The 10,765-nt window shown below is 47.9% G+C and carries 9 protein-coding genes and 2 pseudogenes; 3 read left to right on the top strand and 8 right to left on the bottom strand.

Features of this window, described 5'->3' with window-relative positions:
- From ACLQ7H_RS08945 to ACLQ7H_RS08935, 3 genes are all read left to right on the top strand, one after another.
- Positions 1 to 900, top strand: a 900-nt coding sequence (locus ACLQ7H_RS08945; protein ID WP_411752352.1) for an oligogalacturonate lyase family protein, incomplete at its 5' end; no start/stop codon positions are given.
- Positions 901 to 925: 25 nt separating this feature from the next.
- On the top strand, positions 926 to 1,249 hold the full coding sequence (locus tag ACLQ7H_RS08940; RefSeq protein ID WP_411752351.1) for a cupin domain-containing protein: 324 nt from the start codon (positions 926 to 928) through the stop codon (positions 1,247 to 1,249).
- A 629-nt stretch (positions 1,250 to 1,878) separates the two neighbouring features.
- Positions 1,879 to 2,490 (top strand): LuxR C-terminal-related transcriptional regulator, encoded by a 612-nt coding sequence (locus ACLQ7H_RS08935; protein ID WP_411752350.1) that lies wholly within the window; start codon positions 1,879 to 1,881, stop codon positions 2,488 to 2,490.
- 77 nt (positions 2,491 to 2,567) lie between these two features.
- On the opposite strand, the gene ACLQ7H_RS08930 is transcribed toward ACLQ7H_RS08935, so the two are convergent.
- The 8 genes and pseudogenes from ACLQ7H_RS08930 to ACLQ7H_RS08895 form a co-directional block, all read right to left on the bottom strand.
- The gene (locus ACLQ7H_RS08930; protein WP_411752349.1) at positions 2,568 to 4,184 is read right to left on the bottom strand and encodes an Ig-like domain-containing protein; all 1,617 of its coding nucleotides are present in this window, start codon (positions 4,182 to 4,184) and stop codon (positions 2,568 to 2,570) included.
- Between the two features lie 76 nt (positions 4,185 to 4,260).
- On the bottom strand, positions 4,261 to 4,959 hold the full coding sequence (locus tag ACLQ7H_RS08925; RefSeq protein WP_411752348.1) for a ZirU family protein: 699 nt from the start codon (positions 4,957 to 4,959) through the stop codon (positions 4,261 to 4,263).
- Between the two features lie 82 nt (positions 4,960 to 5,041).
- A complete protein-coding gene (locus tag ACLQ7H_RS08920; RefSeq protein ID WP_411752347.1) occupies positions 5,042 to 7,735 on the bottom strand; it encodes a ZirU family protein in 2,694 nt (897 codons plus the stop codon).
- Positions 7,736 to 7,941: 206 nt separating this feature from the next.
- Positions 7,942 to 8,072: pseudogene (locus ACLQ7H_RS08915) on the bottom strand (IS5/IS1182 family transposase); the annotation flags it as partial.
- Between the two features lie 127 nt (positions 8,073 to 8,199).
- A complete protein-coding gene (locus ACLQ7H_RS08910; RefSeq protein WP_411752346.1) occupies positions 8,200 to 9,084 on the bottom strand; it encodes a DMT family transporter in 885 nt (294 codons plus the stop codon).
- Positions 9,081 to 9,695 carry a hypothetical protein gene (locus tag ACLQ7H_RS08905; RefSeq protein WP_411752345.1) on the bottom strand — a complete coding sequence of 205 codons (615 nt, stop codon included), beginning with the start codon at positions 9,693 to 9,695 and terminating at the stop codon, positions 9,081 to 9,083. Before ACLQ7H_RS08905 ends, ACLQ7H_RS08910 begins: the two co-directional genes overlap by 4 nt.
- A 101-nt stretch (positions 9,696 to 9,796) precedes the next feature.
- Positions 9,797 to 10,187: pseudogene (locus ACLQ7H_RS08900) on the bottom strand (IS1 family transposase); the annotation flags it as partial.
- 135 nt (positions 10,188 to 10,322) lie between these two features.
- Positions 10,323 to 10,763, bottom strand: coding sequence for an SMI1/KNR4 family protein (locus ACLQ7H_RS08895; protein WP_411752344.1), 441 nt, complete (start codon positions 10,761 to 10,763; stop codon positions 10,323 to 10,325).
- Positions 10,764 to 10,765: the final 2 nt, after the last annotated feature.

Here is a 10,765-nt window from a genome sequence, read left to right as displayed (position 1 = left end):
CCGGACGATCGTTTCCTGTATTACGTGAAGAATGAGCGTGAGTTGCGCCGGGTAGAACTGAGCAACGGCAATGAACAAACCGTGTATCGAGTGCCTGAAGAGTGGGTTGGCTACGGTACCTGGGTTGCCAACAGTGAATGCACCAGCCTGGTCGGCATTGAGATCGATCGTGAGGATTGGCAACCCCTGACCGATTGGAAAATTTTCCACAGCTTCTTCACCAAAAACCCACATTGCCGCCTGTTGCGTGTCGATCTGGCCAGCGGTGAATCACGCGTGATCTATGAAGACCGCATCTGGTTGGGCCACCCAATCTATCGCCCACACCATAGCGACTGTGTCGCCTTCTGCCATGAAGGGCCACACGATCTGGTTGATGCCCGCATGTGGCTGATCAACGAAGACGGCAGCAATATGCGTAAGGTAAAAGATCACGCGCCAGGCGAGAGCTGCACCCACGAATTCTGGGTACCGGACGGCTCGGCCCTGATGTACGTCTCTTATATGAAAGGGCAGCAGCAGCGCAATATCTGCCGTTACGATCCGCAAACCGGCCAGGACGAGGTGGTAATGAGTATGCCTGCCTGTTCTCATCTGATGAGTAACTATGATGGCAGCCTGCTGGTTGGTGACGGCTCGGCTACCCCGGTTGATATCAAGGATGCACAAGGCTACACCATTGAGAACGACCCGTGGCTTTACGTATTCGATGCCAAGCAGCAGCGTCAGGCACGCCTGGCCGCACATAACAGCTCATGGCGCGTGCTGAATGGCGATCGTCAGGTAACGCATCCGCACCCATCCTTTACCCCGGACAACCGGCAAGTGCTATTCACCTCAGATTTTGAGGGTGAACCCGCACTGTATCTTGCCCGTTTGCCGGACGATCTCTTTGCTTGATGGCACTACACACTGAGGAACAGCCATGTTTATCTACAAACAGGATTGTGCGTTAGAGGATTTAGGCAACGGCGTTACGCGCCGCATTCTCGCCCATGGCGGCACCATGATGGCGGTAGAGGTCAACTTTAGCCAAGGCGCTATCGGTCCGTTGCACAGCCACCCGCACGAACAACTGACCTACGTACTTTCTGGCCGCTTCAGCTTCACCATTGATGGCGTCACCAAGGAAGTGGGTGCCGGAGATACCTTGTACAAAAAACCTGACGTGGTACACGGCTGCGTGTGCCTGGAGGCCGGCACTTTATTGGATACCTTCACTCCACAGCGTGAAGATTTCCTGAAGTAATCTCATGGGCTCCCGGCCATCATACCGGGAGCATTTAGCACCCGATAAGCTGTTGCCATTACCCCTCTCCTCTTGCCGTAAATTACCGTGCCCCCTCGCCTACACCATCAATATGCCTGCCGCCAAAATGAACGCAGACGAGAAATATTAACCATCCATATTCCAAATAATAAAATCAAAACATATATCATAAATGAATGATTGTGGGGTATTCTTAGGATTTTACTAGCCCGTTAAACAACCTTTCTTATCTTTTGATTTCATTGAAATAAATGGCCTCTTATCGATAAAATCAATTGTTTTTATCAAATCGATCTATTTTATTGATCATTAAAATCAACTCTGCTATCCTATACAATATAAATTATCAATATAAATCAATGGAATGAGCGATTTTAATGGTTTACTGCGAGTATGTCGCCTGTTGCCCACATTGTGATATTTCTATCGAGTTGACAGGGAATGTTCCCCCCTACGCAGAGGGTGCAGGCTGCTGCTGGATGTGCGGTAAAAAAATCATCCTGATTTTCAAAAAATCGACAAAAAACCGTACACGCAATCGACAAGATTGCGGTTCATCTGCCAAAGCGCGTACCAGATAGGATTATTACTGATTAGGATGATCAACTATGCCTGATATTCATATCTACACGGTGAGTAATGACCGCTATTTCTCCGTTGGTTTACACGCGCTGCTCAGGCACGGTGAAACGTTGGCCCACGATAAAATAGCGTTGCATGAATTGCCCTTCGAGAAAGAGACATTTGAGGCTCACACTCTGCCAGAGCTGAGAAATAGCGCCTGTGATTTTCTTATTTTGGATTGCAGCTGTGGCTTTATTAATTATTACGGTGCCTGTTCCGCGCTATATGCTGCCCTAGAGCAGGAAACGCTGGCTGCCAAGATCATCTTGATGTACGAAAACAGCCTGTGCCTGACCAACCCGGATATGTACAACCATTTTATCACTCTGGATAAAAATGCCTGCGTAGAGGATATCTTGCTATCGATATTCCCTCGCCAAACGGTGCAGAATGAGTTTGATGCCGAGGTAGAGGAAGCCACGATCCGGCAGTATCTGACCGGCCAAGAGCTGATCGTCATCAACGAAATCTACAGCGGTGCACAGCCTGATGAGATCGCCAAAAAACTCAAGCTCCGGCTAAAAACCATCAACTGTTATAAAAACCGGGCGATGAAAAAGATCAGCAGCAAACGGTCGCAGGATTTACATCCCTAAATACACGCACGCCCTTGTTGCCCCCACCTTATTCGGCGAGGGCTTGGCCGATAAAACCTATGTGCTACCTTATTAGCCTATAGAGAGGTTGAGCAAGTCACGTAGGTTACGCCGTCTAACGGGAAACTGAATAAATTACCGTTCCCCAGGTAAACATAATGCCGTTCGTTACCGGCAGCGGTAAGCTCCCTCACCCAATAGTTACCCGCAAACCAACCGTTAGAGTATCGACTCATGCTGCCCCATTCATTCCATAATCTGGCATTGGCATCCCGGTTGGCCCCTGTCTGGGCTATCGGGGTTCGGTCTGTCATCTCACTGTAGCTCGGCACCGCGTAGCCGCCCCCTTGGGAACTGCACCAAGCGGCAGCCTCACTAACCCCTATAAGGAAGTAGCTATTATTTCTGAACCAGCGGTTGACGGCAAATTGATAGGTTAACGTTGAGCCATTGCCTGTATGTTCGGCCGTAATGGTGACCCGATTATTAGCCGATGTCGGTTCTTGATTAAATCTCACATTACCGCTGCCATCCACACTGGCCCAACTCTGATCGCTACTCCAGCTATAGGAACTGTTCCCGGTAGGATCCTCGCCGACCACCAACTGAAATTCCGCACCGGTAAAACCTGTTTTAGGGAAACCATCATCAGCCGAGAAAGAGGCGCCGTTGGCCAAGATATGTGTCATCTGCACGTCAGCAAAAAACGCCACGTTGACGGTAGCTGAAACACCGTTGGCGGTGGTGGCCGTAACATCACTGTTGACGGCAGTGTCACTGGTCAGGGTTATTTTCACCTCACCGTTGCTGTCCGTCACGCCACTGGTCGCCAGCAGCGTTACGCCGTTGGTCGCGGTGAAGTTTACCGTTTCACCCTCAATACTGTTGCCATGGCGGTCTTCGACATAAATCAGCACATTATTATCGTCAATGCCATTGGCCAGCGCATTGTCCTGGGTGACTTCCGCATGCACAACCTCCACAGGGCCAGCAACAAACAGCGTATTGACCGACTGAGCATCATCATCAATCCTGGCCGTTACCTGAGTGGTACCGGCGATCACATTCGTCACATAAGCCGTTGCCTCGCCCTCAATTCCAGTTTGCGCACTGGCCAATATCGCGCCCATATTATCGGCATCGAAAAGCACCGTTGCGCCCACGACAGGCGTGCCATCCAGATATTGAACGGTAGCATGTACGGTGTTCACCGCCAGCCCATCGGCAACCGCCCCCAGAGGAGACTCGGCCCATACCAGGCTGGAAAACATCCGCTGCCACTTGATATTGATAGGGCTAGCTAGCTGAACCGGCAGTCCTTCACTTGGAATGGTAATATCGGGGTTGGTTTGAGGGGTTACGATCACGTTCAACGCACTGCCCGCCAGGATGTTGCTGAGCTCCAGAGTATAACTGGGGCTGGTTGCCCCATTAATGGCAGCACCGTCCAACGTCCACTGGTAGGTCGTTCCCTGTTCCGCATCGCCATCCACATCATTGAAGGACGATGTCACGATAATGACCTCCCCCGCCCGCGGTTTGGCATTGTCTACCGAGAGCGTGGTGGTCGGTGGTCGCCCGTGCACTGGCTGGGTGGATTGCTGGACAGCCTGCACCACCTGGCTCATCACGACGATCAGAACCAGTACTATCCTGAATCCTAAAACCTTAGAGATATCATTGCGATGCAGCATCCAACGTATCCATCATACTGATTGGTTAAACCCATTGGCCCAGGCACACCTTAAGCATGCCTGGGCTGACCCTTTATTACTGAGCCACAGGGTTGCTGACTACCACCTGAACTCTCAGCCTCTGGTCTGTCCGCACTGGAGTATAGGTGCTGCTGGTTGCTCCGCTTATGTCGCTGTAAGTATTTGTTCCCTGGCCAGTTTCAAGCTGCCACTGGTAGGTCACGCCAGTACAGGTTCCCCCCGCACAGGTTGCTGTTGCAGTCAGAGTAGAGTCAACCTGTGGATAGCCACCAACTTCACCGGTAACCGTCACGCCGGTGACTGTCCCACCCGCAATAACGGTCAAGGTATTGGAGGGAACCACTAAACCAATGGCCGGATCGGTAATGGCCGGGTCGGTGTGCGGAGTCACTAACACGGTAATGGCTTTGCCCAAGTCTCCGGCCACAATGGTATAGGTATTGCTGGTCGCCCCTGCAATATCTGCACCATCAGCCTGCCATTGATAGGTTTCCGGTATCGCCGTATCACCATCCGCATCGCTGAACGCCCCTGCGGTACCGATACTTAAGGTATCACCGATATCGATCAAACCATTGCCGCTGGCATTGTCAGAAACGATGGTGCTCTGCGTCACTACCGGGGCCCGCCCTCTTACGGTGGAAGTCGGGCTGGAGGTCACCGCCGACCAGGCAGAACCGACTATCAGCATGCTGAGTAACATTCCCGATAGCAGAGGCACCAGCCCTCTGCGTGAGCCAATTTTGTTGTTCATTATTTTCTTTCCTCTGCTGTACTCAAAATCAATGTTTGAATCACCCTCCAGAGCCGCCTGGAATAATGATAAAACCCCGGTCCTAATGCGATACCACTCGAACAGCCCGTTTCTGTAAGTTTGCCGTCACCGTCAATGTTTCTGAGGTTGCGCCAGGAATATCGACAAACACCCCCGAACCTGCAGATGACTCCACTTCCCACTGATAATTCATTGGTACTCCGTTACACAAGGCAATTGAACACATTGCAACGGCCAGGAGGTTATCCCCAACGACCGGATGCCCAATCAGCTCAGCGCCGTTGCTGTATATCAGCAATTTGACCGGTGTTTCTGGCACAAAAGAGATCTCTGTACTTGCCAGATAGTCACCGATGGTGGCGGTCACCGTGGTGACTCCGGGATTAACATTGGCTAGCTTCACCGTCACCAGCCCCTCATTATCTGTCGTGTCCGCAGAGGGTAGGACTGTCGCACCATTGTCTACCTCAAACTCCACTGCGGTAGCATCGATAGGATTGCCATGGCTATCGGTTACCCTTGCTTCAACCTTATTAACATCAACGCCATTAGCGTATGCATGATCGCTAATCACCATCAGCTCAATGGTGGCAGCGCTGCGATCGGCGGTGAGTACCACGTCGTGTGACTTCATCTCCACGGCGGCACCATTTACCGTAGGAACTACGGTTACCGTGCCTGCGACTATTCCACTCAGTTTGGCGCTATACACGCCGTTATTTTCCGTTACCGCGCTCAGAGTAACCTCTGGAATACCCGTGACCTCAAAGGCCACCGTTAACCCGTTAATCGGCTGGTGATCCCTATCCTGGGCGGTAAACTCCAACGTACTGGCCTGCAAACCATCCGCAATGATTTCTACTGGTTCTACGCTAAAAAGGGAGTTTTCTGGGCTCAGGACCTGACTACTCGCGATTAAATTAACTTTAGCTGAAGCCAGAGAGATATCATTAATGGTTGGCGCAATAATAGCTTCTCCCTGGGAGAACCCTGCCGTTAACTGATAGGTGTAGACCCCCGGGGCGGTCTCAGTAACGGCACTCAACAGCGGGATGCTGATAGGTTGGGCTGCACTCGTATTCGGTGTAAAATGCAAATCCGCCGTCAGTTGGTCCCCCATTCCCTGAACCGGAAAATTGTTAACGTCTTTTAAATTCAAGGTAATCATGCTTTTGGCAACGCCATCAGCAGGTATTTCGGCCGGGGATGCCTGAATGCTGGAATTGACTATGCTGACATTTTGCTGCGTGACAACGATCTGCGTGGTACTGCGGTTTGAAGCATTGCCCTGATTATCATAAGCCACGGCAGCTAACGTGTAATTATTATTGCCTGCACTGTAAGGGGGTAATTTTATCGAAATGCTTTGTGAAGAGGTTTGTATTACCGCTCCCCCGGCTGCCACCAACGATGCGCTATCCCAATCGATGCGTTCAAGCCCATATTTCGCCGTCACCTGCGCATCCACTTTGATCGTTTCAAAGGCACTTCCGGTCATTTGATCCGGCAATGCCAATTGGATTAGCGTCTGTTTCTGGTACTCCAGCACAATCTGGTTATTACGCTCCACCAGATCATAACGGCTACCGGCCAGCGTACGGCTTGCTGCCACCGCAGAGGGATCAATTTGCGCCTGCCAGGATTCCCCCAAACGGTAGTTCAGTTGCACACTGATGTTGCTATCGTTGCGGCTACCTTTACCGGCACGGTGCTCTGCTCCGATAGTGATCAGGGGGATCGGTGTATAGTTGATCCCCGCGGTGATCGCATAGGGATTTTTCTGCCGGTCATCCTTACCAAACAATGCCACTTCGTCACCCCGGTACTGCTCAAACATCAACTTTCCACCCAACTGAGGATAAGCGGGTAAATAAGCCTCTGCTCGTAGATCATAGCCGTTGGCAGGGCGTTCATTGTAATCGGTAAAATCCCGGGATTGATGCCAATCGGTAAGAGCCAGATAGCTGTTAGCCGATAACTTCAGATAATCCGTCCAGGCTTCTACCCCAAAGCCGACACGGTCGTTCTTACCCGTCATGTCACGATCAAAAAAGGCATTAACCCCATACATCCAATTATCTTGCACAGTCCGAACACCCGCCCCGAGATTGACGGTGTTGCGGCTGTCTTGGTTTCTCATCCCTAACTGGCTGAATAAAAGCGATTTTCTGTCATCATAAAGCGGTACCAGAAGATCGATCGAGCTCCCTTCCAGGCTGAAGTCATCATTAAGATTAAGTTGAACGCGCGCCGTCCCATACGAACTCAGCCAATGTTGTGCCGAATCATTGATTTCACCCACCACCATCGAACGCGCCATACCAGCCGCTGCCAACGGGGTGTTATCATCGGCTAACAGTGTGGTCCCCTTTAACAGGCCATGTGCTAGCCTCTCTTCATGCTGAGAAGGGGGTACCGCTGGGGAAGCTTCTGTTTGCTGGTTTTTTAAGCGCAATGATGTTGCAGTCGGGATATCAATTTCATCGCCGCTCCCCAGTTGATTAAACGGTTTTGAGAATGAGCGAAACTGATTAACCTTTTTTAGCTCATCCAGCGTAATATGCTGCTTTTTTGCCACACTATAGACAGTTTCACCTATTCCCAAGGTATATGGCTCGGTTTCATACAGCGTAACAGGCTTGGTTAGAGGTGCAGGAGCTAGCATTTTTGCTATTACTGGGGCAAAGGAAAGGCTCAACGGCAATAACAGTTGAAAGGTAACATTAACCCACACAACAAGAGGTTTTAATGCCACAGAGGAAAACTCCAACGGGATATCAGTTAGAATAGTTGGGCTTTTGTTCCTTCACAAATGGGAGGGGGCATTGAACAACACTATGCTGACTTCAACCGGAGGTACATAGCCGATGCGTTCCCGCAATCGGTGGTCAAAGCCTCGCTACTGACTGATTTCACTCGATATATTCCACTGGGCAGTAATCTGCGCGGGTTCGCGGTGGGATCAGCGCAGATAACCTCGTGAGCGGCGTCTACAGCAAGGTGCAGTTTTCGCCAAATGCGTCGCTTTCCTGACCGTGCATTTTCACCTTCCAGTCGCCCTCACCGAAGACTTTTAAGCCGGTTGACGAGAGCCTTGTTGTAGGCCGCCCAGTGGTTGATTTTAAATTTTTGTTTTACCACGGGATACCGCTACAGGATCAGGAATGTGGTGATCTGATCCGGATTGCAGCCAGAAGTTCGATTTATTCAACAAAGCCGTTATAAGGTCGTAGGTTGAATCGATTTTTCCGAGCGTCCCGAACTGACACCAACAATGATACAACTCAGAAATACCAAACAAACCCCTAAAATACTATATAGCCCAAGAGTTTCACCAAACAGCCATAACAAAAATGTTGAAGTTACTGGAGTCAGATAACCTAACAAGGAAGTTCTTCCGCTGAGATCTTTACGCATTGCTATAGACCAAAATAAAAAACCCAGTCCCATCGGACCTACGCCGAGATAAAGTCCTGCAAAAATCAGTGGAGATAGCTTTAAAGAAACTCCTTCCCATGCCACCCAGACCCCAGCAATAATCACTCCGATGCAAGCAGCTGGAATTAATACCTGAGCACTGGAAACATGATATCGACCAATTAGAAATGAATATGATGCCATACATATAGCCGATAGCAAGGCACACATGTATCCAAGCCAGTCATTATATGAAATAACTTCATTCCCCGTATTGATAATCATTGAAACACCGATAAAACCAGCTACTGAGCATAGAGCCAATATCCAAGGCGAGTTAGAAGTTCCTGCAATGATAAACATAAAAGCAAGAATCAGTGGCCAGCAATAGGCGATTAGATTAGCAGCTAATATTGGAGCCATTGCAAAAGCCAAATACTGAAAAATCATAGTACCGACTAATCCAATCAGGCCGATAAGGATTACTTTAAGGCTAATACGCCCTTGTACCTTTTTCTTATTCAGTTTATGCATACATATAAAAACAGATAATGCACCAATAAATTGAAGTAGTTGCACATAGGATACTGGGTAATACTGAAAAATCCATTTAGCAACTGGGGCATTAGTTGACCATAAAGCAATCGCAGCTAAACCGAATAGCGGTGCTTGGGGAAGCTTAATCATATTAAGTCCGCTTTGCCTATCGCATCAAGTTTGTGCATATATTCTCTATAGGCAGGAAGCTGATTGTTACAAACATCTTGTTTAAGTTCATGGACCCAACCACTATTTAAGTCATTATCTGCCGCTAAGTAGAACATCCGGTTATCATCAATGAATGATTTTTCTTGTGAGTACAAGTTAAGGACTAATGTTACATGTTCACCGACACTAATCGGGGCAGTACGGTGTAAAATACCAATAAACTGCCCTAATGTGCTGTATCCGCATTTATGATCAAGACCGATTATTTTATTTGAGGTGATTATTTCACCGCTTTCAAATATAGCCTTACCTTCTTCAGTAAGACCATTATAAATTTCAAGATATCCGCCCTGAATCTGTTCGCTAATTGAAAATGGGATTAATTCTGTAACGGCTACACCATCGCTATGCCAGTCAACAGCTCCATCGGCAGATCTCATAAAAGTGATGATTGAACTTACAATAGAGAGCGGATCGTAATTATGCATAAATTCCGCAACACCGAAATTATATATCTTCCATACTGAGTCATGCCCGAGTATTGATTTTCTATCAATGCATGTTACACAATTAAATTGTGAAATACTCATTATCCATCATCCTATTTCTATTTATTATAAAACAATTAAATTTCACCATAACACTCTTTAACCTTTTTATGGTGATAATTATTAATTTATTTTTATATCTGCCGTGGCTCCCATGCGTACCATAACCAACGCTGGCGTTTTTTGTTGCCGATAAACGACCACATCTCATCCACTTCGCAAATCAGTTGAATATGCAGGTTATCCAGTGGCAGCGTGGTTACATTCCGCGGCGAGAGTTTTTTAAAGTGCGCACGACGGCATTGATACTGATATGTAACGTCCGCGCAGTGTCACGAATACCCGCATTATTCATCGCCATGTCAACGATGGGTCTTTCATTCCAGGTTGGCAGGCGCGATAGGCATAATCAAGCTGGAAGGTGCGTTTGCAGGACTGACAACGGTAACGCTGATGACCACTTTTAGCATAACCGTGTTTCTTTACAGGGTCTGTCTGTTCACAAAATGGACACCTTACATCGACTTTAGCCATCCTATCCCCACATTCAAAATCGGAGATTTTACACTGCAATCAACATATTGAATACTTGACCGATAATTCGAGTTCAGCAGAGTAATATGTTGGCATAGCAACCATTAAAGTAGCCGGAGCACCTCCGGCTATTTCTTAAGAAAAATAGTTATTTATTTCAGCTTTCATAAACTGACTAAATGTCATATTAATATCAATTACATCCTCTCCCTCTGTGTAACAATAAACAGCAGGATCAAAACTAACCACATCAACAAATAATAATGATGTGTAGCCTTGATGCATTAAAAATGCAAACATATTAGAGGGAGGGATCACATTATTATCCTTCATTAAATTACGAGTTTCTTCATTTATATCTTGCAATTCATTAAAGAAAAACCAAGTACCCTCTTTAAAATTACCAGCGGACACTCCCATCTTTCTTAAGAAAATCTTATAAAAACAAGGCAATGGCCCATATTCCCCCTCCAAAGCCATGATTTGTCTTTCAGTACACCCTATAACAGGCATACCTTTCTTAGTAATTACACTTACAATCTTATCAATTTCCTCAATATACAATTCTTTATTCATTT

Source organism: Serratia sp. (in: enterobacteria), assembly GCF_046715635.1.
Lineage (GTDB): Bacteria > Pseudomonadota > Gammaproteobacteria > Enterobacterales > Enterobacteriaceae > Chania.
Note: the sequence above shows the minus strand (reverse complement) of the source record. Positions and strands in the feature narration are given on the sequence as shown.